Genomic DNA, 24,027 nt, shown 5'->3' on the forward strand with positions numbered 1-24,027 from the left:
CCGGCTCACCGCATGGGGCAAGGCCGTCTACCGTCGCCGTAAGGAAACCGTTGAACGCTCTTTCGCCGACGCCAAGCAACTGCATGGTCACCGCTATGCGCGGTTCCGAAGTCTCATCAGGGTCGCCTGCCAGTGCCTGATCGCCGCCGCCGCCCAGAACATCAAAAAGATCGCCCTTTGCCTATGGCCAAAGCCCAAACCGGCCCTCGCATGAGGCCCTACGCCTCCTGTCAAAATCTCCTGACACAACATTCCAAGACACTTCAATCACATAACAAAAAAAACCGCCGAAAATCGACGGGGTTTGTCAGCAGTCTGAAGCGGGGCTTTGCCCCGCTTTTTTGTTTAGATGCCCAAGGCGGCGAAGGCCAAAGTCGGACCGTCCCGTCGCAGGTGGACGAGATGCACGGCCACGAGTTCAATCAGCGTCTGGCGCTCGGCATGATCTTTGGCGAAGCCGGCAAGGTCGAACACCGCCGTCACCGTTTCGTTCGCCGGTAGGTGCTGGCTCAAAAGCGCCGTCAGTGCCGCGTCGAGCGGATCGGTGAAATGGTTTTCGGGCAAGGTGTTTCCGCGCGCGGCGCAGGCGGCGATCCAGGCGGCAACCACCAGCGTGAGATGGACGAACTCAGTACCGGCTTCGAGGCACTCGATGGCGGACGCGATGATGCGCTGCGGCAGTTTCTGGCTGCCATCATTGGCAATTTGTGCCGTGCGGTGGGCGAGCGCGGTGTTTGAAAAACGCTCTGCGAGTTCGGCAGTATAGGTCTTGGTGTCGAGCCCGGCATCCTCGGGCAATGTCGATATGGCCTCTCCCCATAGCGCATCGACAAATTGTCGGATCGCCGGATCGGCAAAGGCGCGGTCGACAGTGGCATGGCCGCTGAGCAGGCCGAGATAGGCGATGCCTGAATGCGCGCCGTTGAGGAGCCTGAGCTTCATGTCCTCGAACGGGCCGACATCGCCGACCATGGTGACGCCGAATTTTTCCCAGGCCGGCCGGCCCGCCGGGAAATTGTCTTCGACCACCCATTGGCGGAAAGGCTCGGTCATCACCGGCCAGGCATCTTCGACGCCAAGCTCACCGGCGATCCGTGCCCGGTCGGCGTCCGTGGTTGCCGGCACGATGCGGTCGACCATGCTTGACGGAAAGGCGACCTGGTTTGCGATGTGATCGGCGATGGTGGTATCGCCCGTTGTGGCCGACCTGGCATCGCGCAACGTGGCGAATTCGGTCAGCAGCCGGTGCAGTGTGGCGCCATTGGCCGGCAGGTTGTCGCAGCAGAGCACGGTGAAGGGCGGTGTGCCCGTGGCGCGTCGCCGGGCAAGCGCCTCGGCCAGAAAACCATGCGCGGTCTTCGGCATCCGCGGATTGGCCAGATCGTGGATGATGTCGGGATGAGTGGCGTCCAGTCCACCGCCAGCGGCCCTGAGATAGGCCTTCTCGGTGATGGTCAGCGTGACGATGCGGGTGCGCGGATCGGTCAGCGCGCCCAGCACGGCACTGGGGTTTTCCGGCGCCACCAGCATCGACTGGATCGAGCCGATGACGCGCAGTTCCTCCTCGCCACTGCTGCGGATCGCCAGCGTGTAGAGCCCGTCCTGCGGCGCCAGCGCGTCGCGCGTTTCGGCGCTGCGCAGGGAGGCGCCGACGATGGCCCAGTCCGTTTCGCCCTCCGCCAGGCAGTCATCGACATAGGCGGCCTGGTGGGCGCGATGAAAGGCGCCGACGCCGAGATGCACGATGCCCGGAGTGATGCGGCTGCGATCATAGGCGGGGACCGTGGCCGGGGCCGCCAATGCCTGAACCGTGTCGTTGGAGAGGCGTCTGCTTGTCATGGCTCGGCGTGTTGCTTGGTGGCTGGATCGGTGAGGACGGCGTAACATCCGCTCTTGCGCTATACAATGGCCTGACACCGGCTAAAAGTCATCATACAACAATCCAATTTTTGTATGTTGACATTACTTATTGTCGACCCTACCGATAGCAACCCTGGGAGGATTATCGTGGCACTGACCAATGCGGATTTGCTGTTTCCCGCTGAACCTCAGACGCGCTCGCTCGCCCGTGATCTTTATGCCGGCATCAAGGACCTGCCGCTCGTCAGCCCGCATGGCCACACCGATCCGCGCTGGTTTGCGTTGAACGAGCCGTTCCCCGATCCGGCGCAATTGCTCATCGTGCCTGACCACTACATTTTCCGCATGCTGTTCAGCCAGGGCGTGCGGCTGGAGGATCTCGGCGTGGCGACCCTCGACGGGGCGGCGGTCGAGACCGACGGCAGGACGATCTGGCGGCGCTTTGCCGAGCACTATTATCTGTTTCGCGGCACGCCGACCCGGCTGTGGTTCGACCATGTGCTGGCGCATCTGTTCGGCATCGAAGAGCCATTGAGCGCCGAGACGGCCGACCGCCACTACGACACGATCGCGACGGTGCTGCAGTGGGAGAATTTCCGGCCACGCGCCTTGTTCGAGCGCTTCAACATCGAAGTCATCGCGACGACCGAAGGCGCGCTCGACGATCTCAAATGGCACAAGATGATCCGCGACAGCGGCTGGGAGGGCCGCGTGGTCACGGCGTACCGGCCGGACGCGGTCGTCGATCCCGATTTCGAAGGTTTTTCGGCCAATCTCGACCGGCTGGGCGAGATCACCGGCTGCGACACCGGCAGTTGGGCCGGTTATCTCGACGCACATCGCCAGCGGCGCGCCTTCTTCAAGAGTTTTGGCGCGACCTCGTCCGATCACGGCCATCCGACGGCGGAGACAGCCAATCTTTCCGACGCTGCGGCGCAGGAACTGTTCAACCGCGTCCGCCACGGCTCGGACGATGAGCGCGAGCGAAAGCTGTTCCGCGCCCAGATGCTGACCGAGATGGCCAAGATGAGCCGGGATGACGGGCTGGTGCTGCAGATCCATCCCGGTTCCTGGCGCAACCATTCGCCTGGCATCTTCCAGAGATTCGGCCGCGACAAGGGTTTCGATATCCCGACCCGGACCGACTATGTGACGGCGCTGAAGCCGCTGCTCGACTGCGTCGGGCTGGAGCGTGACCTGACCATTGTGCTCTTCACGCTCGACGAGACCAGCTATGCGCGCGAATTGGCGCCGCTCGCCGGCGTCTATCCGGCGCTGAAGCTCGGGCCAGCCTGGTGGTTCCACGACAGTCCGGAAGGCATGCGCCGCTTCCGCGAGATGACGACGGAGACGGCGGGCTTCTACAACACCGTCGGCTTCAACGACGACACCCGCGCCTTTCCGTCGATCCCGGCGCGTCACGATGTGGCGCGGCGGGTCGACTGCGCCTTCCTCGCCCGCCTTGTCGCGGAGCACAGGCTGCGCGAGGACGAGGCGCATGAGCTGGCCAAGGAACTTGCCTACACGCTTGCGAAGAAGGTGTACCGGCTCTGAGAAGGGCGCCTTGATTTTAAAGGGAGGAAGTCATGTTGCATTTTTCGAAATTGACGACGGCCACATTCGCCTTCGGCTCATTGCTGATCGGCATCGCCAACGCGCAAACCGTGCTGCGCTCCGCCGACACCCACCCCGACGGTTATCCGACGGTGGAGGCGGTCAAGTACATGGGCGACCTGATCAAGCAGCGCACCAATGGGCGCTATTCGGTCGAGGTCTATCATTCGGCGCAGCTCGGCGAGGAGAAGGACACGATCGAACAGACGCAGACCGGCGTCATCGATCTCAACCGCGTTTCGATGGGCCCGTTCAACGGCATCGTGCCGGAAACCGCGGTGCCGTCGCTGCCCTATATGTTCCGCTCGGTCGAGCAGATGCGCCACGTCATGGACGGGCCGATCGGCGAAGACATACTGAAGGCATTCGAGGCCCATGACCTAGTCGGTCTGGCCTTCTACGATTCCGGCGCCCGCTCCTTCTACAACACCAAGAAGGACATCACCTCGATTGCCGATTTGAAGGGCATGAAGTTCCGCGTCATCCAGTCCGACGTCTTCGTCGACATGGTCAATGCGCTCGGCGCCAACGCCACGCCGATGGCCTATGGCGAAGTCTATTCGGCGCTCGAGACTGGTGTCATCGATGGTGCCGAGAACAACTGGCCGAGCTTCGAATCCGCCAAGCACTATGAGGTCGCCAAACATTACACCACCGACGAGCACCAGATCGTGCCGGAAGTCCTGGTGATGTCGAAATCGAGCTGGGACAAGCTCGCGCCGGAAGACCAGGCGATCGTGCGGCAAGCGGCCAAGGACAGCGTCGTCAAGATGCGCGAACTGTGGGACGCACAGGAGAAGAAGTCGCGTGATCTCGTCGAGAAGGCCGGCGTCAAGGTCAGCGAGATCGACAAGCAGCCGCTGATCGATGCGATGAAGCCGGTCTACGACAAATATCTGTCGACGCCCGAGTTGAAGGATCTCGCCGCCCGTATCCAGGCGACCAAGTGATGTCGGCTGCGGGACGGGCCTTGCGTGCCGTCCCGCGCTCTTCTTACAGGCTGAAGATCGGGAGGATCGGATGGCTTCCGGAATGGACAAGAGCGGGGCGGGAATGACCAGGAGCGGGGCGCCGCCACGGTTCAGTGTGGTGCTGTCGAGGATCTGCGACGGCGCGCTTTATCTGGCTTGCATCGGGCTGGTCGCGATGACCGCGCTTGTCGCCTATCAGGTTTTCTTCCGCTTCGTGCTCAACAACTCGCCGAGCTGGACGGAAGTCACCGCCATCATGCTGATGAACTGGTTCATCTTCCTCGGTGCGGCGGTCGGCGTGCGCGAGAACTACCATATGGGCTTCGACGTGCTGCTCTATATCCTGCCCAAAGGCAGCAAATGGGCGCTGCGCACGCTGTCCAACCTGATTGCGCTCGGCTTTGGCTTCGGCATGGTCTGGTACGGTTGCAAGCTGGTCGGGCTGACCTGGCACACCATCATCCCGGCGCTCGAACTGCCTGGCGGCTTCGACTATCTGCCGCTGGTCGCCGGCGGTGCTTTGATCTGCCTGTTCTCGGCCGAGCGCATCGCGCTGCGCTGGTCTGGTGTCGACATCGACAAGGATATCAATCTCGAAGACGTGCCGGAGATGCCGGCGGTGCAAGAGGCCTAGATGGAACTCTGGATCCTGTTCGGCGTCTTCACGCTGTTGATGTTTGCCGGGACGCCGATCGCCTTCTGCCTGGGGGCAGCGTCCTTCGCGACGGTGATCTATCTCGGCCTGCCGCCGGTGGTGGTGTTCCAGCAGCTGAAATCGGGCATGTCGGCGTTTTCGCTGATGGCGATCCCGTTCTTCATCTTCGCCGGCGACCTGATGGTGCGCGGCGGCATCGCGCAGCGCATCGTTTCCTTTGCCGGCTCACTTGTCGGTCATGTCAGGGGCGGGCTTGGCCAGGTCAACATCATTGCCGCAACGCTGTTCGGCGGCATTTCCGGGTCGGCAGTGGCGGAGGCAGCAGCCGTCGGCGGGTTGATGATCCCGCAAATGAAGGCACGCGGCTACGGCGCCGACTACGCCGTCAACGTCACCTCGATGGCGGCGCTGATCGCGCTGCTTCTGCCGCCGTCGCAGAACATGATCATCTATTCGATCGCCGGCGGCGGCAAGATCTCGATCGCCGACCTGTTCACCGCCGGCATCCTGCCGGGCCTGCTGTTCGCCGCTTCGCTGATGGTCACAGCCTATTTCGTCGCCCGCAGCCGCGGCTACCCGGTCGAGGCCTTCCCCGGTTTCTCGCGAGTCGGCCAACTGGCGGTCATTGCCATTCCCGGACTGCTTTTGATCGGCATCATCTTCGGTGGTGTCCGCTCGGGCATTTTCACGGCGACGGAAAGCTCCTGCATCGCCATTCTCTACGCCTTGCTGGTCACCGTTTTCGTTTACCGTTCGATGGCCTGGAGCGATTTCGTCCATGCCACCAAGGGCGCCGTGCGCACCACGTCGATGGTGCTGCTGATCATCGGCACGGCGGCTTCGTTCAGCTGGCTGATGGCCTATCTCAAGGTGCCGGTGCTGTTGATCGCCGGGATGAACGCCATCTCCACCGACCCGCTGGTGGTGCTGCTTTTGCTCAACGTCCTGATGCTGCTGCTCGGCACTTTCATGGATATGGGGCCGATGATCATCATCTGCACACCGATCTTCCTGCCGCTGGTGACGCATTATGGCGTCGATCCCGTGCATTTCGGCGTCATAACCATCCTCAACCTTGGCATCGGGCTGAACACGCCGCCTGTGGGGACCGTGCAGTTCGTTGCTTGCGCGGTCGGCAAGATCACGGTGTGGGAGGCGATGCGCTCGATCTGGCCGTTCTATGGCGCCGGTATCGTGGTGCTCGGGCTGGTGACGTATATTCCGGCCATCTCGCTCTGGTTGCCAAGTGTCTTCAAATAGGGGCGTGTTCAAATAGAGGGCGATATGGCATCGGACACCGCAACCGACCTCAGGGTCGAGAGAAAACCTAAACTGTCGGAGACCGTCGTCGCGGCGATCCGCAAGCAATTGCAGGCGGGCGAGATCCTGCCCGGCCACAAACTGCCGACCGAAGGCCAACTGACCGAAACTTTCGGCGTCAGCCGCACCGTCATACGCGAGGCGATGGCGAAGCTCGCCGCCGACGGCCTGGTCGAGCCGCGCCAGGGTGCAGGCGTCTTCGTCACCGAGCACATCTCGACGATGTTCGGCGCGCTGGCCGCCGACATGGGCAGCAAGGATTCGATCGCGCTCAACGTGCTAGAGGTGCGCCTGGCGATCGAGATCGAGTCCGCCGGGCTCGCCGCCATCCGCCGCAACGCCGCGCAGGAGGCGGCGATCCAGGAGGCCTTCTTCGAATTCGAGCGGCTGCTGCTTGCCAGCGAGCCGACCGGGCCGGCCGATCTTGCCTTCCACCGCGCCATCGCCAGCGCCACCAACAACCCGTTCTATGTCGAAATGCTCGATGTGCTCGGCCGGCGCGCCATTCCGTGCGACGTGACCTCGCCCTGGTCGACCGAACTGGTGCAATCCGACACATACCAGCGCGGACTGCAGCGCGAGCATCTGGTGATCCTGAACGCGATCACTTCAGGTGACGCCGAGGCCGCGCGCGAAGCAATGCGCGCGCATCTCTCGGCCAGCCAGCAGCGCTACCGCGAGCGCCTGCATGCAAGGCAGGTTTATTATGCCCGTTCGGTCAAGGCCGCAGGCGATTGATCCCATCTCAAGTCAGGACAGAAATGAGCCAGAGCCATACCGACTTCATCTCCCGCTTTGCCATCGATCCGGCTGCCGCCGCGGCGATGGGAACCGACGAGCTTCGGCACAATTTCCATATCGAGGACCTGTTCCAACCCGGCCGCGTCAGCCTGACATACACCCACTACGATCGCATGATTGTCGGTGGCGCCGCGCCGGCGGCGGCAGCGCTGCCGCTGGAAGCGATCAAGCCGACGGGAACCAAGAATTTTCTCGACCGGCGCGAACTGATCGCGGTCAACATCGGCGGCGCCGGCAGTGTGAAGGCAGGTGGCCAATCCTTCGACTTGCAGGCGCGGGACATGCTCTATCTCGGCATGGGCACGACGGATGTGTCATTCGCTTCGGCGAACCCAGCCGCACCGGCGAAATTCTATCTGCTCAGCGCGCCGGCACATCAGGCCCATCCCAGCCGGCTGATCCGCATCGGCGACGCCAAGCGTCTCGATCTCGGCAGCAAGGACGCCTGCAACGAGCGCTCGATCTTCCAGTTCATCCATGCCGAGGGCACAAAAACCTGCCAGCTGGTCGTCGGCATGACGCAGCTGGCGCCGGGCTCGATCTGGAACACCATGCCGTGCCATGTGCATGACCGGCGCATGGAGGCCTATCTCTATTTCGACCTGGCCGATTCGGCCCGCGTCTTCCACTTCATGGGCGAGCCGGACGAAACGCGCCATATCATCATGCGCAACGAGGAGGCGGTGTTGTCGCCGGGCTGGTCGATCCATTCGGGTGCAGGCACCTCGAACTATGCCTTCATCTGGGCGATGGCTGGCGACAATGTCGACTACACCGATGTCGACCCGGTGGCGATGGGCGAATTGCGGTGAGTGACCTTTCCGCCTTCAGCCTCGCCGGCAAGCGCATTCTGGTCACCGGAGCCAACACCGGCATCGGCCAGGGCATCGCGATTTCGATCGCCCGTGCTGGCGGCGCGGTGATCGGTGCCGGCCGTTCGTCGATGGACGACACGGCAGGCAAGGTCGCGGCCGTCGGTGGCCGGTTCGGGGCGGTGAGTGCCGATCTTGCCGACACGGCGGCCGCCGGTCCGATGCTGGACCGGGTCTGGGACGAAAGCGGGCCGCTCGACGGGTTGGTCAACAATGCCGGCATCATCCGGCGCGCCGATGCCGTCGATCTGACCGAGACCGACTGGGACGACGTCATGGACGTCAATCTGAAGACGGCCTTCCTGCTTTGCCAGTCTTTTGCGCGCCGCGTCTTTGCCGGTGGTCGCCGGGGCAAGATCGTCAACATCGCCTCGGTGCTGAGCTTTCAGGGCGGCATCCGCGTCGCGTCGTACACCGCTTCGAAGCATGGTGTGCTCGGCATCACAAGGCTGCTCGCTTGCGAATGGGCGGCAAAGGGCGTCAACGTCAACGCCATCGCGCCGGGTTATATCGAGACCAACAACACACAGGCGCTGCGTGCCGATCCCGACCGCAGTGCCGCCATACTGGGGCGTATTCCTGCGGGGCGCTGGGGCGAGCCATCAGACATCGGCGACGCCGCCGTCTTCCTGCTGGCGGCGGCTTCCGACTACATGCATGGCGCGGTGGTGCCGGTGGACGGCGGCTGGCTGGCGCGCTAGCGCAGTTCATCGTTTCCCGGAAACGCCGAACTGCGCTATCTCGTTGTTTTGACGCAATCCCGGACGGAAAACCGTTTCATACTTTTCCTGGAATTGCTCGAAGGAGATGACGATGACAATGACGAAGCCGAAGATCTTCGCCCATGCCGGCGAGGGTGCCTGGACGCCGACGCCGGACGGCAACAAGAGGCGGGTCCTCCTCTCCACCGATGAATTGATGCTGGTCGAATTCGGTTTCGACAAGGGCGGTGTCGGTGCCCTGCATTCGCATCCGCATGTCCAGTCAAGCTATGTCGCTGAGGGCCGTTTCGAGGTGACCATCGATGGCCGGACTGAGATCCTCGAGGCTGGAGGCTGCTTCATCGTGCCGTCCGGTCTGGTGCATGGCGTCAAGGCGCTGGAAGCGGGGCGGCTGGTCGACAGTTTTACGCCGCACCGGGCTGATTTCCTCGCCTGAGGGCGAGCCGCCGCTGATTTCCGAAAATGAAAACCCGCGCCTCGAAGGAGACGCGGGTTTGTTGCCTGGGCGCCGTTTGTTTTGACGCAATTCCGGACGGAAAACCGTTTCACACTTTTCCTGGAATTGCTCTAAGGCGCCGCGGTACTCAAAACATTGCCGCAGGGAAACCTGCCGGATCATGGTGAATATAAGCTTAATGCCGACGCCGGGTGGTCGCGACGGCCGGCGGCAAGCAAGCGATGCGTGGCCTCGAGAATGGCCTCGACCGGTGCGTCGGCGACGTCAGCCTTCCGTCCGCGCCTTGGCGCCGTCACCACCTCGACCATGTTCGACAGCGGCCGCCACCGCTCCAGATTGGCGCCGTTGTTGACGATCACCGTCGGCGTCATGACCGTGGCGAACAAATGCCCCAGGCCGCCTTCCATACCGACATAGGCGGCAGCCATTTCGCCGAGCGCCAGCAGCAGGTCACCGAACGCCTCGACATCGAGCCCAAGCTCCGGGCCGATCATCGTGAGCCGGCTTTCCCTGGCGGCCAGGCTCTGTGGCGTCGGTCCTTTGCCCGGGGTGACCAGATACAGCACCCGGTAGCCGGCATCGATGAGATTGCCTGATATGGCTGATATCTGGTCCTCGCTCATGAATTTGTTGCCCCTGGCGTTGCCGCCAAGCAGGACCATCTGACGGTTGTCGGCGCCGACGAGCCGGCGCGCCAGGGTCCGGGCGAAGTGCGGAACATCGAGCCTGTGGTCGAATGGCAGGTGCCGGCCGGCCAGGCGCTCGATCAGCCGGTGATAGCGCCACGCGTTGTGTTCGGGCCGCAAGGTCCATCTGGTGCGCCAACGTAGCGACAGCAGATAGCCGGCAAAATTGGGCTCGTAGTGAACGCCGCGGCCGAGAAGCTGCAACCCGGTCACCATCAGGCCGGGGACGCCCGTCCGGAAATCGACGACCGTCTTCTGTCTGCCAGGCTGTTCGAATTCAGCGAGAATGTCGGCAAGCGGCTTCATCCTGAAGTCGTCGACCAGGGGAGCGGCATGCTTGTGCAACATGCTCATGAGCGAAGACTTGCCCTGGCAGCCATAGACGATATGGCTTCGCGGAAAGGCCGTTCTTGCCGCTCGCAAGGCTGGTATCCGCAGCAACCCGTCGCCGAGGGCGTCGTTGCGGACGTAGAAAATCAGCAGCGGCGCGGGCAAGTCCATGGCCAGGCAGATCCGTTAGGGTATGGCGTCGAGGGGAGCCAGCTTCTGAGAACACGACCTTAGAAGACAGCAATTCCCCGCTGAATCCAGAGGGAATATGCGCCGAACGTAATAATGCGGGCGGTGCCGAGCTACATCGCCGCCACCCCGCCTCGTCATTCCGGCATTGAAGCGGCGACGTCGGTCAGGTGATGTGCCGGAGCAGGCCGAAAAGCCGCTCGAACGTCTTGCCATAGGGTGGGCGCAGCAGGGCGCCGGCGCTCAAGCGCGACTGCAGGAAAACCGGCTTCTCCTTGCTGAAGGTGCGGAACCCCCATTGCCCGTGATAGGCGCCCATGCCGCTGGCGCCGACACCGCCGAAGGGCTGGTTCTCCTGCACCAGATGCAGCATGCAGTCGTTGATGGTGACGCCGCCGGCGACGGTCTCGCGCAGGATACGCTGGCGGTTGCCACTGTCGCTCCCGAACCAGTAGAGCGCCAGTGGCCGGTCGGACTGGTTCACATGGCTGATCGCATCATTGACGGTAGCGTATTCGACGATCGGCAGCACCGGGCCGAAAATCTCTTCGCGCATCAGCCGCAGGTCCGGTCCGGCATTGCTGACCAGGGTCGGCAACAGCTTGCGGCTCGTGGTGCCGAGATCTTCGCCGGCCGGGTTGATTTCGGTGATATCGGCGCCGGCATCGCGGGCTTCCGCGATCATGGCGCGCAGGCGCTGAAAGTGCCGGTCGCTGATGATGGCGGTATAGTCGGGATTGTCGCGCAGCGTTGGGTAGAGCCGCGCCACCGCGGTTGCGAGTTTCGCGGCGACCGTGCCTGCCTGTCCCTTCGGCACCAGCAGATAGTCCGGCGCGATGCAGGTCTGCCCGGCATTGAGCAGCTTACCGTAGGCGATGCTGGCTGTTGCCGCATCGAGATCGCAGGAGGGATCGAAGATCGCCGGCGACTTGCCGCCGAGCTCGAGCGTGACCGAGGTCAGGTTGGCGGCCGCGGCGATCGCGACATGGCGGCCGACCGCGGTCGAGCCGGTGAACAGCAAATGATCGAACGGCATCGACACGAAGGCCTTGCCCGTCTCGGCATCGCCGGTGATGACGCTCAACTCGTCGGGCGAAAAATGCTCGCTGGCGAGTTTTGCGAGCAACTCCGAGAAAGCCGGTGTCAGTTCGGACGGCTTGACCAGCACGCGGTTGCCGGCGGCGAGCGCTGCCGTGACCGGCGCGACGGCAAGCTGGAACGGGTAATTCCACGGCGAGACGATGCCGACGACACCAAGCGGCTGCGGCAAGAGGCGATTGCGGCCCGGCAGGAACGGCAAGGTGGTGGCGACACGACGCTCCCGCATCCAGCCTTTCAAGTGGGACAGCGTGTGGCGGATGCCGGCACGCACGACAAACAGCTCGGCAAGGCGCGTCTCGTGTGTCGACCGGCTGCCAAAGTCGGCATTGATCGCGGCGCAAATCTTCGCCTCATGCCGCTCGGTCAGCGCCAGCAGGCGCTTCAGGCGGTCCTTTCGGACGGCCATGTCGGGAAAGGGCTGCTTCTCGAAAGCGGCGCGCTGCAGCTGGAACCGTTCGCCGAGGACGTCCTGTCTCACCTGCAGCATCGTGCCCTCCCTGGCTCGTCTGGCCGAGCTTACATCCTAGCGCGTGAAGGAATCCAGCGGGGGTGCAGGTGTCGCTGGGGAAGGTGTGCCTTGGTTAGGCACGGCCAATCAGTCCGCAAATCTTCTGCGACCCAACATCAAGTGACCGTTCCGGTTGTGTTCATAGGATAGCTGCGCTACTCCAAGGCGCCACGCGGAGAGTCTCTTGATCGGTTCCAACATCCTCTCCAATCCACGCAAAATCGCGTCCAGTCCGGTGTCCGCCTGATGTCGGCACAGACAGCGAGCCTTCGGGCCGAGGATCCCAAGCGGCGCGTCCTGAAGGATGTGTTCGGCTTCGACGATTTCCGTCCCGGCCAGGCCGATGTCATGGACGCGCTGCTCGGCGGGCGCCACGTGCTGGCCGTGATGCCGACCGGTGCGGGCAAGTCGCTCTGCTACCAGGTGCCGGCGCTGGTTCTGGGTGGGTTGACCCTCGTCGTGTCGCCGCTCGTGGCGCTGATGCAGGATCAGGTCGCCGCCTTGCGGCTGGCCGGAGTGGCTGCCGATACGATCAATTCCTCGATCGACCGCGAGGCCAATGTCGCGGCCTGGCGCCGCGTGGCTTCCGGCCAGACGCGGTTGCTTTATCTGGCGCCGGAGCGGCTGATGACCGAGCGAATGCTCGAGGCGCTCTCGAGGCTCGACGTCAGCCTGATCGCCATTGACGAGGCGCATTGCATCTCGCAATGGGGGCCGGCGTTCCGGCCTGAGTATGAGGATCTGTCGCGGTTGCGGCACATCTTCCCCAACGTGCCGATCATCGCGGTGACGGCGACGGCGGACGAGAGCACGCGCAGCGACATCGCCGCCCGGCTGTTCGCTGAGCAGGTCGAGACTCTGGTGCTGGGTTTCGACCGGCCCAACATCAAGCTGGCGATCGAATCCAAGCAGGACAGCAAGCGACAATTGCTGCGTTTCATCGAACGCCATGCCGGCAAGAGCGGCATCGTCTACTGCCTGTCGCGCAAGAAGACGGAGGAGATGGCCGCCTTCCTCGAGAAGAACGGCGTCACCGCACTCGCCTATCATGCCGGCATGAGCAAGGAGGCGCGTGAAGCGAATCAGAACGCTTTCATGACGCTGTCCGGCGTCGTCATGGTGGCGACCATCGCCTTCGGCATGGGCATCGACAAGCCCGATGTCGCCTATGTCTTCCACACCGATATGCCGGGCAGCCTGGAGGCCTATTACCAGGAGATCGGGCGCGCCGGCCGCGATGGGCGGGATGCCGAGGCGCATATGCTGTTTGGCCTCGGCGATATCCGCATGCGGCGGCTGTTCATCGACGACGAGGACGCATCGGCCGAGCACAAAAAACGATCGCATCAGCGACTCAACACCTTGATCGGCTATTGCGAGACGGCGCAGTGCCGCCGTCAGGTGCTGCTCGGCTATTTCGGCGAGGAGGCGCAGCCTTGCGACAATTGCGACAACTGCCTCGACCAGGTGCCGCGCGCCGATGGTGCGGCCGAGGCGCGCATCATCCTGGCGGCCGTGGCGCAGAGCGGCGAGCGCTTCGGCGCCGCCCATGTCATCGACATCCTGCTCGGCCATGAAACCGAAAAGGTGCTGGCCAGAAGCCATCAGAGGCTCGCGTGCTTCGGCAGTGGCGTGGCGCAGAAGAAGGATTTCTGGATGTCGCTGATCCGGCAGCTGGTCGCGAACGGTTTCCTGGAACCGGACCCGAGCGGCCATGGCGGGCTCGCCATTGCCGAAAAAGGCCATGCGCTTGGCCGCGGCGAGATCCCGTTCCACTACCGTGTCGAGATGCGCAGCCGCGCCTTGCGTAAGATGCGAGCAGCCGAGGGTTTTGGTACCGAAGGCGTCGATGCTTCGCTGCTGGCCACGCTCAAGACACTTCGCTTGCGTCTGGCCAAGGAGCGCCAGGTGCCGGCCTATGTGGTGTTTTCCGACCGCACGCTGATCGACATGGCCGAACGCTGCCCGCGCGACCTTGACGCCTTCGCCGAAGTGAATGGTGTCGGAGCGGCGAAGCTGAAGGAATTCGGGGCGATTTTTCTGAAGGCGATTGCGGCGCATCAGCCCAACGGACCGGCCTGAAGACGTCCGCGCAATCGTCACATCTGTATCGACATGCCGCCATCGACGGTCAGGACATGCCCGTTGACGAAAGACGCCGCGTCGCTGGCGAGGAAAAGCGCGGCCCCGGCGATCTCCTGCGGCCGGCCCCAGCGCTGCAGCGGAACCCGCTGACGGGCGAAGGCAACCAGATCGGGGTTTGCCGCCATCGCGGCATTGGTCTCGGTGGCAAACATTCCCGGCGCGATGGCGTTGCTGGTCACGCCGTGGGCCCCATATTCGACAGCCATGCTGCGCATCAGCCCGGTCAGTCCCTGCTTGGCGGCGGGATAGATGGCATCGCCGGGCCTCGCCATCTCACCGACGATCGAGGTCACCGCGATCAGCCGGCCATGGCCCTGACCCTTCATGATCTCCGCCGCATCGCGCGATAGTGAGATCGCCGACAGGAGGTCCGTCCTGATCAGATCGAGGATGTCGTCATCGCTGAAGGCGGCGAGCGGCCGCCTGTCGCGGGCGCCGACATTGTTGACGAGGATATCGAGCCGGCCTTTGGTCTTGCTGATCTCGGCGATCATCGCGCGGCCCGCCCCGATGTCGGCGACGTCGAAGACCGCCGCCTGCGCACTGCCGCCATTTTCGCTGATGGCAGCGACAGCGCCGTCGAGCGTGGCGGCGGTGCGTCCGGTCACCACGACATGGGCTCCGACTTCGGCAAAGGCGCGCGCAATCTCGAAACCGAGGCCTCGTCCGCCTCCGGTGATCAGCGCCACGCGCCCCGCGAGGGAAAATCGATCGAAAATGCTCAAGCGGGCCTCTATGTGCATAGGACGGCAATACCGACCCCATGCGGCAATCGGCGGCTCAGCCTACTGTTCCATCGAAGCCGATGAAAATAAACTTAATGCGCTGACGCCCCGAAAATGATCGCTGCAAAGTCGGCCAGCGGTCGATGTTCCGACAAAGCGCGGCAGTCCAGGCCAACCCTCACGGCCAGGCATGTTGCATGGAATTGACTGACAACCAGGCAATCAGCGGCAGCGCCAGCAGGAGTGCCAGGCGCAGCCCTGGCGATCGCGCTCCGTCGAAATCACTTCGCCGGAGCCGCAACCATGCCTGCACGGCGGCGCCAAGAGCGAGCAAGGCATAGAGGCCGGCCAGCGCCCACAGGAGCTGCTCGCCGGTTACCGGGATGCCGCCCTGTTTGAGTGCATCGCCGATGGCGGCTCCCGGTATCGCCACGAAGAAGGCTGCCGTGATCGCGAACAGGAAGCCGATCATCGAACCCGGAAACGCTGTTGCCGACAGTGCGACGGCCACCGCCAGCAGGATAAGCAAGGTGATGAACGCGCGCTGGCTCACTGCCGGGAACTCCGTCCGCGGGCAAGCGATAGCAGCAAAGGCTTAGAAATCCGTTCTCCGACGGTGGCGGCACACCGGCTCTTTGGAGCCCTCGCCTTGGCGCCGTCGCTGTGCGCGATCCGCGGCAGGCGGATTGCCGGGCTGACATGAGCTGGCGGGCGTTTTCCCTCATTTCGCCTGCCGCAGATCGCGCCCAAACCCGCGGCTGCCGTGAGTGGGGCGGCGGGGATTTTTGTATTGGAACTTTAGAAAGCGGCCCGGCATTCTTTGTTGGGATGTAGACAGGACACCGGGCCTAACCCGACGGGCGGTTTGTGAGAACGGCACCGTGGGCTGGCGAATATATGCGACCATGCTAATATTATTAAAGCCATACGAATGAAGTACAAGAACAGCAATTCGGGGGGCATAGCCGATGGCCGATAAGCCGGCCACAACCTACTATATGTAGGCCTTCACATTAGCCGGCGTCCGCTCGGAATTCGATGACCCTGACACAGCTAATTTAGCCAAAATGCAAAGAATGAAACCAGGGTTTTGCGCAGTGGCAACCAACCCCTCCGCCGCTCGTTGACCTATGCTGGGATGATCCCTAGCCACCTCTTGGCCCGCCCTTGGTCCCCATTCCGGGCGGGCTCTTTTTGCCTATTGGGCGGCAGCCGATCGAACCTCGCGTCGTGGTAAAAGTTCCGGAACGATTTTAGCGCATGCTAATTGAATCGCGATTGTCGCGGTCAGTTCATGCGCTTCGCTGCACGATTTTCGGGAGGAATGACAAGATGAGCGGCAACCCCGATGATCCACCAATTGAACGACGCTCACATCCCCGGACGGCCGTTCTAAAGGATGGAACCATTGTCACCGAGCATATGAAGATCGCTTGTTCCGTCAGGAATCAACACGCTCATGGTGCGGAGCTACGAGTGGAGCCGGGCGTGGTTGTTCCTGAGCGGTTCGTCCTGCGCATCCATGCGGATGGTGTCGAATATCGTGCCGTGGTGCGGTGGAGGAAGAACGAGCGGCTTGGCGTACAGATCTATTGAACAGGATGCCATTGGCGAACCGCGCGCCGGACCTACGCAACTGGACGAATTTATCGCGTCATGACCCTGCATGAGTAAGTCGCGACTTATGCAATATCGGCGGTGTTCTCTAAAGCGAGGCGCGGCATGCTGGCTCGAACTCCGTTCACCGAAATCGAGATCGACGGCGTTGGCACCTATCGGCTTCCCAACCAATGGCAGAGCCAGCGGCTGCGGCGCCTTCGCGGCGAGGAACGTCATACCGCTGTCCTGGCGATCGGTTGCGGGAGGACGGTACGCCAGTTCAACAAGCTGCCTGCGGACAAGCAGTATGAGGTGCACAAGGCCTATCTCGCCCTGATGTCGCCGACCAACCTCGTGCCTATCGCAGATCCGGCGCCGGCCGATACCTGAGTGATCCCCCGCGGCCATCTGTCGATTGAGCAGAAGCTCGCCATCGGCCGCTGGCTCCTACGCAACAAAGCGCGCTGCCGCATGGTCATTTCGGCCCATGGCTGGACAGGCAACAAGGTCTGTCGCGGTCCATGGCTTCGCAGTGCATGCGGCTGGCCACAGGCGGGCGACAGGATGCGCGGGAAGCTTCGGCGGCGTAGGACTGGTGTTAGGCGGAAAGGCACGCGGGCAGGTCGCTAATAGGGGACCGATCGCGCCTTCGAAAATCCTACTCCCGTGGAGATTAGAAAGAACAAGGGCCGGCGCGACGAACGCTGGTCTCCCTCTCTATATGGAATCTGGCACAGGCTTTGCGGTAGCAGCCACTTTGTTTTCATCGCGTTGGGTGCGGCGGGGCAGGAACGGGTATCCGATCTGGCCAAAATAGTTCGTTGGGATCGGATCATCGACCCCGTATTTTTCCGGCGTTGTGGACCCGGCGGGAACCTGAAACGTGCCGAAGATCGCGTCGATTATCGCCAACTGGCCGGCGAAATTCTTGTCATAGGCGGCACGCTCGTTGGCGTGGTGCCAATGGTGGAATTGCGGGCTGGCGATCAGCCATTTGAGTGGCCCGAAGTTCATCTTGACGTTGGAATGAAGCAACAGCGCGTGTCCGGTATAGATAAGGAAATAGATAGCGACCGCCTCCGTTGAAAACCCGAGCAGGTACACCGGCAGCAGCATACAATCTTGGTGATGATCTGATCTACCGGATGAGCCCGGAAGGCTGCAATCCAGTCCATTTCCTCGATCGCGTGATGGATCGAATGGAAGCGCCAGAGCGCCGGGATGGCATGAAACGCACGGTGTGTGACGTAGACGCCCAAATCGGTCAGCACGATGATCTCCAGCACCTGGAGCCATGTTGCCTGTCCGCTGACGGCCAATGGCAGGCTCGGTGGTATCAGCAGCGCCACCGCACCGATCGCCGCCGCCAGCAGCATCCCGCCGCCGTAGTTGATGAGGGCGCCATTGAAGGTGGCGTAGATCAGATCGTTGACGAGGCCCTTGCGGAATATCTTTTGCTGCGGACGCAAGGTCAGAATTCGCTCCAGCGGAACGAAGATCAGAGCGAAAATCAGCAGCGGTTTGATAGCAAAATAGTCCACCAGCCCACCCCCAAATGCCAGTCGATCAATTAACCACTTGGCCGCCCGCCGCGCAAGAAGATGGTATACGGACGGTTAATTTCAGATCGCGCCGTCTGGGGGGCAAACGCAAGCGCGGCGAGATCGACGGAGAGGTCGAGAGCCTCTATCGCACGATCCTCGACGCGATTGTGCATTACGATCCTGGCTTGCCCCAATAGCCATTGCCATCGATCGGTGCCGGCGGACGACCGGGGACTTCAGTCTTAGTTGAGCAATAGCTAATATGCCTATAACTTAGGCACTGCGGGCAAGACCCCAAACCCACCCGCAAATGGCCCGGCACGCCGATGTCCACCCGAACCGAGGCGTGCCGGACCGTTTCCTTAATTGGGGCGGCGTGCTTCAACTGCCCAGGGTAAAAGATGACCGACAAACCAGCCACACCGTCAAGGCTTCCTGCGGCCCGACAGTCCCCGAAGTCGCTCAAGTAAGCAATAGCCAGCAAATCAACGCGGCACCGACAGCGCCGAAAAGCGCTAGCCCAAACAAATTCATCCAGAAGATTATGGGGTGTGCGTTGCGTAGGATCAGTCGATTGCCGCGCGCCCGAAATGAACCATCGCGAAACGTCAGGAACACCTGACGGGAGCTGACCAAAAGGATCGCGAGCCCTCCGAGGAAAAGCAGGACCTTGACCATTCTTCATCATCACGCAACCTGAGGCTGATGGCAAGCGGAGTAGAAATCAGGAATAATTTCCCCGTTGCGGCGACCCTTCAACGGAGATCGCCATGCCCCAAAAGACCCTCGCCGACACCCTTGCGGCCCGCGAACCGTCTATGTCAACTGCACGCACCCGATGTGGGGGAGGTCGACGAAGCTCGACATCCAGGCGCTGATCGACAGGCTCGGGCCGGGGCATGGTTCAATGCATCAGGATCTCGTCCGACTCTTCGGCTGCTCCGACTGCAAGGCCGCCGGCCGCGATCGCCGGCTCGTGTTTTTCACCTGCATTCCCGACTATGAGGGCCTTAACAGGGCGCGCAACCTCGAGTGGAAGCCGACGTCCGAAAGCGCCAAGCGAGAGACTTAGGCAACGGCCCAGCGGCTGGGGTTGCTAGGGGGACTGGCAGCGGAAGGCCGCCGGGCCTGACCTGCAGGGCCTTGAGGACGGGCGGTGCCGGCTGGGCGCATATATGCACCTCTGCTAATATAATTGGAACTTATCATTTTGAACAATGGAAGCAGCAAAAGGTGGAGCACAAGCCGGCCACAACCTACATCGTGAGCGTGTTCGAGAAGCCGCATTGACGCGCCATCCTGACCACCAAGGACAAGGTTGAAGCCGAAGCGCGTGAACAGGCGGTGGTCCAGGACGGTGTGAGGGCGCGGATCGAGGAGATCATGCCGAAATTGAAACGGCGGAAGGGTGAATGAGACGGCGTACGTGTCCACCGAATGTGACATTGGCGCAACCTGATTGAGCTAACGAACGCACGAACTGAACAGTCGCTTGACGATCAAGGCAGACTGCGACAGCGTCTGCCGTACGGGGGTAAGCGGCGCACGGCTCGTCGAGAGCTAGTAAAAAAGGCGGGGGCCTTTCTCGACGAGCCTGCCTCGGGACCTTGCGCTCGAGCGCCAGACGCCGGCGAGCAGCGTAGCGGTGCTCGCGGTCATGTAAAGGGGCAATCACTAAGTCGGCGGCGGCCCGCAAACGTTCATGAAAGCCAAGGCGCCGGCCGTTGAATGGTCTCGGGGGTCGGTCGACGAGAACGCGCGCTGGTGGGGCTGCTAGCCGGCCAACGCATGCAATGCCGCGCCGGAGTGCAGCCCAAGGGAACGCAACGCAGGCGTTAGGCGTTTAAGGAGATGCTAATCGAAGTGGGGGCTATGGATGAGCTCTCTTCGTGAAAAGCCTACTCTAGCGCTCCACACAGAAACGGAACGCTACGCCCGTCTCGAAAAGAACGCCCGTCTGAGGGATCTACGATCTCATGCGTCTTGGTTAGTGTTCGATCCTCATGCTCCATTTCATGATGAGATCGATTGCTCAGCCATGTTGGAAGAGAAAAGACATCCCACTGTATGAGCCCGATACCAGCCCGACCGGCTACGGCAAGGCCAAAGGTGGATGATGACCGACCAGCCGGCCACCACCTACATCGTGAGCGTCTTCGACAAGCCGCATTGGCGCACCGTGCTCACCACCAAGGACAAGGCCGAAGCGGAAGCGATGGAACAGGCGATGGTCCAGGATGGCGTTAAGGCGCAGATTGAAGACATCACGCCGAAGGCGAACAGGCGTTAATTTAGTTCGCAGGGATGCTGAAGCCGAAATTTCAGCAGATCAGCCACGACCTTTTGGTTTTCATCGTCGGCAAGCGGCATCGAACGCAAAATTGTCAGAAGTGGCGGACTGCAGTCGAAGATTATGTCCCTCGCTATCAAGTCTGCACGGCCACAAACATGCTCGAATTTAGGGATGGTGGCTGCAAGACAAGCGTCATAGGCTTCTCTCAGCGTTTCGGCTTCAGCGGTCCCCGAAGATACCGCCGCGACAACCAAGAGATAGGCCGCTGCCCTCATGATGTATGATCGCGCGCAAGCTTCGCCCCCGCAAGGGCGCGCGTGACGATTTCAGCCCCGGCAGCGACACGGCGCCGAGCCTATGGCTCGCTACAGGGCCAATCTTCAGGCCTCGTCAAGCCAGAAGGCAACTCGGTCCGGGCGTCTCCGCAAGCCATGTTGATCTGCCACTGGGATAGACCAGCCGAATTGGAAAGATCGAGGCCCTCGATACGGGTCAGAAAGAAAAAAGCGCGGTCAAAGTCTATCGGCGCGGTGAACGTCGCTCCTCGGAAGTCCGCCCGCGCGAGATTGGCAAACGAAAAGCGGCTGCCGCTGATATCGGCGTCATTGAACTGCGCTCGCCCCAATTCCGCCTTTGTGAAATCAACATTGGTCAGATTGGCGTCCTGGAAATTCGAGCGCTGCACTTCCGCGCTCGTAAACACAGCGCCCTGCGCGTCCATATGGCTGAAGTCGGTCCTGTAGGCCTCGATTTTGTCGAACCGGGCGCCTTTGGCGGTCGAGTCGGCCAGGGAAGCACGCACAAGCGTTGCCTTCTCAAAATTTGCCGCAAGGAGATTGCTGTTCCTGAGGTCGGTCGACGTGAAATCAACACCGATCAGGTTCGCCCCGCTCAGGTCCTGTCCTTTTAGGATGAGAAGCTTTTTGTCACAGTCCTGCCAATTGACGCCAGGCGTCGCGGCTGCGTCGCAATTTTGAGCGGCAGTGGCGTTCTGCCAAGCAAATACAATGCAAACCGCTAGAACCAAGCCGGATGTGCCGTAAGGTCTGGTTCGTCTCAAAGTCATTGTTGCTGGACCTCTGCTACTCGCCGACAATCAACCTTACCACATCTGCTGACACTCGAAAGCGACGGCATTTTGCCCGCCAATCCCGCCTAGTCCCCACAGCCAAATGAAAAGCCCGCCACCGTTGAGGCAGCGGGCTAATTGGGTCGGTGTCGGACCCGATTATTGGATGCAAGACCCCCGGTGGATAGTGCTCAGGGTCGTAGTGCGATGGCGAGACGAGCATGAAATCATCTTCGTCGGTGCGGATAGCGATCATGCCGAAGATGTTGCGGTAAGCGTGGTGGAACGGCACGACTATCATGTCGTTGCTCGGCTCAATCACTGGTGATAGCGGGGCACTGGTGATAGCGGGGCGGCGCTTGGATTGATCATAGCCCTGACCTCACAAGCACTTCCTGCGATTCCAGATCGTCGGGCCACATGACGGTTTCGCCGTAGTCGCCGGGACAGTAGCCTTCCAGATCGCCGCCGTCCTTGGGGGTGTGGGCGTTCACCTATCGTGGTTTTTATAGTAGATGCCGAGGCCAGTTGAGGCCGGCCAGACATGCGCCTCCCACAAGGCACGGTGATGGCCCTCGTGGCTGATGTCGGCCATCCAGTCATCCATAGCCCTGGCAAGTTCCGCAGCAAGTCGGTTGACCCTCTGCACGGGCATTTCACGCGGCTCGGGAGGTGCCGGAACGGCCGGCGGCGCTGCTGCAGCAATGGCAGGAGCGGACGCGACCGCGCCGATAAACAAGGCGCGGCGGGAGAATCTGCCGATGATCTGGCTTTTAGGCTGATCAGAAAATTGATGCATAATAGGTCTCCTTCGGCTGCATTTTTTCCTTGGGAAACGCATTGGAAAGGAGGCAAGTGACGTCGACAACTATCCTACAAAATCAATCTGTTAGGAGAGAAATCTGGCGGAAAGAGAAATCTGGCGGAGAGGGAGGGATTCGAACCCCCGATGGGCTTGCACCCATGCCGCATTTCGAGTGCGGTGCATTCGACCACTCTGCCACCTCTCCGCGGTCATGGTCGGCCGTTGCCGGCGCGGCGCACTAGATAACGGCTGAACGGGCAGGTTACAAGGCCAAATCCACCGATATTTGGCTTACCGTCTGGCCTGCCGGGCAAGCAGCGGATTCAAGGTGATGGTTCGCGGCTACTGGCCCGGCACGGCATAGGCAGCCTTGGCGGTCATCGCCGCCATCACCGACTTCTCCAATGCGCCATAGGCCTTGCCGTCGTTCTCACCGGAAAAGATCACCACGGCGGCATAGCCGGCTTCGTTGACGAAGAAGAACGAGCCGCCGGTGTTGGGGTAGTCGGGCATGTGATGGTGCAGCAGCCCATCATGATAGTACTGCGTGCCGAGCGCGGTATGCTTCATGCAGACGCCGAGTGCGTAGGCCGGCTTGCCTGGGAAGCGCGGGCAGGGCGCCTGGGTCGGCGGCGATTTCTGGCCCTTCGCATAGCCGGGGTCACCCGGCAGGGCGTCGAGCCATTGGCGTGTCGTCGGGCCGAGAACGCCGGACTGTTTGTCGAAAGCATAGAGAAATTTGGCATAGTCCTGCGCCGAAATATCCCAGCCGCCATTCGGTGCCCGCGCTACGAGCGGGTCGTCGATAACGCCGGCATTGGCCGTCATGCCAAGCCTGGTGAAGACCCTGCCGCAAACGGTGCCATAGGCCTGGTTGCCGTACACCTGCGCGATGTAGCCCAAAATGAGGTAGCCGCTGTCGCTGTAGGAGATGGTGCTGCCTGGGGCGAAGTCGAGCATGGTCTGTGTCGCCGTCTTGAACGAGGCACCGACCGAATGGTCGTTCTTGTCGTCGAAGGCGTTCTTCACCAGCCCGGCGCGATGGGTCAGCAATTCGTCGATGGTGATTGCGGTAAAACGGGGATCCTTCGGGGCGTTGGCGCCGTTGTTTCGGCTGAAATAGCCGACAAGCACGCTGCTCAGCGTATCCGTCATCGCCAGGCGCTTATCGTCGACCAGGCTCGCGATGCAGACGCCGGTGATGGCTTTCGACAGGCTGGCGATCGGGTGCCGCTCGGTCGGTTTCCAGCCGTGGTCGTAGGAGCCGACGATGGTCTGGTGCAAGGCGACGGCAACTTCCGCCTCGGCGATGGGATAGGTCTTCATCCAGGCGGTGACGGCGCCGTCGACGCTTTCAGCAACGGGGTTGGGCGCCGACAAAGCGGGCTGCCATGCCAGCAGCACCAAACCGAGGCAAAGTCCCGACCAGCCACGCATCCTCGCCTCCCCGACGGCAAACGCTCAGGCCATGTTGACACGCCCGGTCTTTGCCGGCCAATAACAGTCTCGGCAACGGCAGGGGAATCGGGTGAGTTAATTATCGTGTGATGAGGGTTGCCAGAAAGTCATCGTCCCATGCGGCGACCTTTCGTTTCAGCCGCAAGGAATCCTTTCCGGGGGCTTTTCGTATCAGGTTGAGAGCGATGTGCTTTATGGTTGTGAAGTTTGCGGGAGCATGATCGGTACGCAGGCGGCATTCATCGTCTCGGAAGACCATGTCCAGCACCCAATGGAGGCTGTTCTCGACGGCCCAATGGTCGC

Annotated in this window: 22 protein-coding genes, 1 tRNA gene and 2 pseudogenes; 13 read left to right on the plus strand and 12 right to left on the minus strand. The window is 61.9% G+C overall.

Going from position 1 to position 24,027, the window contains the following annotated elements; all coding sequences use genetic code 11:
• A partial coding sequence (locus tag AC1D05_RS35005; RefSeq protein ID WP_477447462.1) for a transposase occupies positions 1-214 on the plus strand: 214 nt, incomplete at its 5' end.
• A 131-nt stretch (positions 215-345) separates the two neighbouring features.
• On the opposite strand, the gene AC1D05_RS35010 is transcribed toward AC1D05_RS35005, so the two are convergent.
• Entirely contained in the window at positions 346-1,839 is a 1,494-nt protein-coding gene (locus AC1D05_RS35010; RefSeq protein WP_477447464.1) for a mannitol dehydrogenase family protein, read from the minus strand.
• A gap of 114 nt (positions 1,840-1,953) precedes the next feature.
• On the opposite strand from AC1D05_RS35010, the gene uxaC reads away from it, so the two are divergent.
• The 8 genes from uxaC (at position 1,954) to AC1D05_RS35050 (ending at position 9,251) form a co-directional block, all read left to right on the plus strand.
• Positions 1,954-3,414 carry a glucuronate isomerase gene (gene uxaC / locus AC1D05_RS35015; RefSeq protein ID WP_477447466.1) on the plus strand — a complete coding sequence of 487 codons (1,461 nt, stop codon included), beginning with the start codon at positions 1,954-1,956 and terminating at the stop codon, positions 3,412-3,414.
• A 32-nt stretch (positions 3,415-3,446) separates the two neighbouring features.
• Positions 3,447-4,424 (plus strand): TRAP transporter substrate-binding protein, encoded by a 978-nt coding sequence (locus AC1D05_RS35020; protein ID WP_477447468.1) that lies wholly within the window; start codon positions 3,447-3,449, stop codon positions 4,422-4,424.
• A 70-nt stretch (positions 4,425-4,494) separates the two neighbouring features.
• Complete coding sequence (locus AC1D05_RS35025; RefSeq protein WP_477447470.1) at positions 4,495-5,079, plus strand: TRAP transporter small permease; 585 nt, start codon at positions 4,495-4,497, stop codon at positions 5,077-5,079.
• Complete coding sequence (locus AC1D05_RS35030) at positions 5,080-6,360, plus strand: TRAP transporter large permease (RefSeq protein ID WP_477447472.1); 1,281 nt, start codon at positions 5,080-5,082, stop codon at positions 6,358-6,360. It abuts the gene before it with no gap.
• Positions 6,361-6,384: 24 nt separating this feature from the next.
• Entirely contained in the window at positions 6,385-7,158 is a 774-nt protein-coding gene (locus AC1D05_RS35035) for a FadR/GntR family transcriptional regulator (protein ID WP_477447474.1), read from the plus strand.
• 23 nt (positions 7,159-7,181) lie between these two features.
• Positions 7,182-8,033, plus strand: coding sequence for a 5-dehydro-4-deoxy-D-glucuronate isomerase (gene kduI / locus AC1D05_RS35040; RefSeq protein WP_477447476.1), 852 nt, complete (start codon positions 7,182-7,184; stop codon positions 8,031-8,033).
• Positions 8,030-8,794: a 2-dehydro-3-deoxy-D-gluconate 5-dehydrogenase KduD gene (kduD, locus tag AC1D05_RS35045; protein WP_477447478.1), complete on the plus strand. Its 765-nt coding sequence runs from the start codon at positions 8,030-8,032 to the stop codon at positions 8,792-8,794. Before kduI ends, kduD begins: the two co-directional genes overlap by 4 nt.
• Positions 8,795-8,912: 118 nt before the next feature.
• On the plus strand, positions 8,913-9,251 hold the full coding sequence (locus AC1D05_RS35050) for a cupin domain-containing protein (protein ID WP_477447504.1): 339 nt from the start codon (positions 8,913-8,915) through the stop codon (positions 9,249-9,251).
• Positions 9,252-9,430: 179 nt separating this feature from the next.
• On the opposite strand, the gene AC1D05_RS35055 is transcribed toward AC1D05_RS35050, so the two are convergent.
• Positions 9,431-10,459: a glycosyltransferase family 9 protein gene (locus AC1D05_RS35055; protein ID WP_477447480.1), complete on the minus strand. Its 1,029-nt coding sequence runs from the start codon at positions 10,457-10,459 to the stop codon at positions 9,431-9,433.
• A 184-nt stretch (positions 10,460-10,643) separates the two neighbouring features.
• Positions 10,644-12,065, minus strand: a complete 1,422-nt coding sequence (locus AC1D05_RS35060; RefSeq protein WP_477447482.1) for a coniferyl aldehyde dehydrogenase — start codon at positions 12,063-12,065, stop codon at positions 10,644-10,646.
• A gap of 267 nt (positions 12,066-12,332) precedes the next feature.
• Here AC1D05_RS35060 and recQ point away from each other — a divergent pair, with 267 nt between their 5' ends.
• Positions 12,333-14,168, plus strand: a complete 1,836-nt coding sequence (recQ, locus tag AC1D05_RS35065) for a DNA helicase RecQ (RefSeq protein ID WP_477447484.1) — start codon at positions 12,333-12,335, stop codon at positions 14,166-14,168.
• A gap of 17 nt (positions 14,169-14,185) precedes the next feature.
• On the opposite strand, the gene AC1D05_RS35070 is transcribed toward recQ, so the two are convergent.
• Positions 14,186-14,956 (minus strand): SDR family oxidoreductase, encoded by a 771-nt coding sequence (locus tag AC1D05_RS35070; RefSeq protein WP_477447486.1) that lies wholly within the window; start codon positions 14,954-14,956, stop codon positions 14,186-14,188.
• A 178-nt stretch (positions 14,957-15,134) separates the two neighbouring features.
• On the minus strand, positions 15,135-15,509 hold the full coding sequence (locus AC1D05_RS35075; protein ID WP_477447488.1) for a hypothetical protein: 375 nt from the start codon (positions 15,507-15,509) through the stop codon (positions 15,135-15,137).
• Positions 15,510-16,288: 779 nt separating this feature from the next.
• Here AC1D05_RS35075 and AC1D05_RS35080 point away from each other — a divergent pair.
• Positions 16,289-16,552 (plus strand): PilZ domain-containing protein, encoded by a 264-nt coding sequence (locus AC1D05_RS35080; RefSeq protein ID WP_477447490.1) that lies wholly within the window; start codon positions 16,289-16,291, stop codon positions 16,550-16,552.
• 126 nt (positions 16,553-16,678) lie between these two features.
• Positions 16,679-16,945: a hypothetical protein gene (locus AC1D05_RS35085; protein ID WP_477447492.1), complete on the plus strand. Its 267-nt coding sequence runs from the start codon at positions 16,679-16,681 to the stop codon at positions 16,943-16,945.
• A gap of 327 nt (positions 16,946-17,272) precedes the next feature.
• Here AC1D05_RS35085 and AC1D05_RS35090 read toward each other — a convergent pair.
• A pseudogene (locus AC1D05_RS35090) lies at positions 17,273-17,931 on the minus strand (sterol desaturase family protein).
• A 2,281-nt stretch (positions 17,932-20,212) separates the two neighbouring features.
• Between AC1D05_RS35090 and AC1D05_RS35095 the strand changes: the two are divergent.
• A complete protein-coding gene (locus tag AC1D05_RS35095) occupies positions 20,213-20,389 on the plus strand; it encodes a hypothetical protein (protein ID WP_477447494.1) in 177 nt (58 codons plus the stop codon).
• Positions 20,390-20,747: 358 nt separating this feature from the next.
• Here AC1D05_RS35095 and AC1D05_RS35100 read toward each other — a convergent pair whose 3' ends face one another.
• From AC1D05_RS35100 to AC1D05_RS35125, 6 genes and pseudogenes are all read right to left on the minus strand, one after another.
• The gene (locus tag AC1D05_RS35100; RefSeq protein WP_477447496.1) at positions 20,748-21,458 is read right to left on the minus strand and encodes a pentapeptide repeat-containing protein; all 711 of its coding nucleotides are present in this window, start codon (positions 21,456-21,458) and stop codon (positions 20,748-20,750) included.
• Positions 21,459-21,829: 371 nt separating this feature from the next.
• Positions 21,830-21,955, minus strand: coding sequence for a hypothetical protein (locus AC1D05_RS35105; protein WP_477447498.1), 126 nt, complete (start codon positions 21,953-21,955; stop codon positions 21,830-21,832).
• The gene (locus AC1D05_RS35110; protein WP_477447500.1) at positions 21,952-22,260 is read right to left on the minus strand and encodes a hypothetical protein; all 309 of its coding nucleotides are present in this window, start codon (positions 22,258-22,260) and stop codon (positions 21,952-21,954) included. Before AC1D05_RS35110 ends, AC1D05_RS35105 begins: the two co-directional genes overlap by 4 nt.
• A 121-nt stretch (positions 22,261-22,381) precedes the next feature.
• Positions 22,382-22,471: transfer RNA gene (locus tag AC1D05_RS35115), tRNA-Ser, on the minus strand.
• A gap of 137 nt (positions 22,472-22,608) precedes the next feature.
• Positions 22,609-23,703 (minus strand): serine hydrolase domain-containing protein, encoded by a 1,095-nt coding sequence (locus AC1D05_RS35120; RefSeq protein WP_477447502.1) that lies wholly within the window; start codon positions 23,701-23,703, stop codon positions 22,609-22,611.
• Between the two features lie 100 nt (positions 23,704-23,803).
• Positions 23,804-24,027 (minus strand): annotated as a pseudogene (locus AC1D05_RS35125) (ISAs1 family transposase); the annotation flags it as partial.

Source organism: Mesorhizobium sp. P2_E9 (assembly GCF_056403815.1).

Excerpts from the sequence above, each read along its gene's own strand:
- AC1D05_RS35010 (WP_477447464.1), bottom strand. The coding sequence starts at position 1,839 with ATGACAAGCAGACGCCTCTCCAACGACACGGTTCAGGCATTGGCGGCC.
- uxaC (WP_477447466.1), top strand. The coding sequence starts at position 1,954 with ATGTTGACATTACTTATTGTCGACCCTACCGATAGCAACCCTGGGAGG.
- AC1D05_RS35020 (WP_477447468.1), top strand. The coding sequence starts at position 3,447 with ATGTTGCATTTTTCGAAATTGACGACGGCCACATTCGCCTTCGGCTCA.
- AC1D05_RS35025 (WP_477447470.1), top strand. The coding sequence starts at position 4,495 with ATGGCTTCCGGAATGGACAAGAGCGGGGCGGGAATGACCAGGAGCGGG.
- AC1D05_RS35030 (WP_477447472.1), top strand. The coding sequence starts at position 5,080 with ATGGAACTCTGGATCCTGTTCGGCGTCTTCACGCTGTTGATGTTTGCC.
- AC1D05_RS35035 (WP_477447474.1), top strand. The coding sequence starts at position 6,385 with ATGGCATCGGACACCGCAACCGACCTCAGGGTCGAGAGAAAACCTAAA.
- kduI (WP_477447476.1), top strand. The coding sequence starts at position 7,182 with ATGAGCCAGAGCCATACCGACTTCATCTCCCGCTTTGCCATCGATCCG.
- AC1D05_RS35050 (WP_477447504.1), top strand. The coding sequence starts at position 8,913 with ATGACGAAGCCGAAGATCTTCGCCCATGCCGGCGAGGGTGCCTGGACG.
- AC1D05_RS35055 (WP_477447480.1), bottom strand. The coding sequence starts at position 10,459 with ATGGACTTGCCCGCGCCGCTGCTGATTTTCTACGTCCGCAACGACGCC.
- AC1D05_RS35060 (WP_477447482.1), bottom strand. The coding sequence starts at position 12,065 with ATGCTGCAGGTGAGACAGGACGTCCTCGGCGAACGGTTCCAGCTGCAG.
- recQ (WP_477447484.1), top strand. The coding sequence starts at position 12,333 with ATGTCGGCACAGACAGCGAGCCTTCGGGCCGAGGATCCCAAGCGGCGC.
- AC1D05_RS35080 (WP_477447490.1), top strand. The coding sequence starts at position 16,289 with ATGAGCGGCAACCCCGATGATCCACCAATTGAACGACGCTCACATCCC.
- AC1D05_RS35085 (WP_477447492.1), top strand. The coding sequence starts at position 16,679 with ATGCTGGCTCGAACTCCGTTCACCGAAATCGAGATCGACGGCGTTGGC.
- AC1D05_RS35095 (WP_477447494.1), top strand. The coding sequence starts at position 20,213 with ATGATGACCGACCAGCCGGCCACCACCTACATCGTGAGCGTCTTCGAC.
- AC1D05_RS35100 (WP_477447496.1), bottom strand. The coding sequence starts at position 21,458 with ATGACTTTGAGACGAACCAGACCTTACGGCACATCCGGCTTGGTTCTA.
- AC1D05_RS35110 (WP_477447500.1), bottom strand. The coding sequence starts at position 22,260 with ATGCATCAATTTTCTGATCAGCCTAAAAGCCAGATCATCGGCAGATTC.
- AC1D05_RS35120 (WP_477447502.1), bottom strand. The coding sequence starts at position 23,703 with ATGCGTGGCTGGTCGGGACTTTGCCTCGGTTTGGTGCTGCTGGCATGG.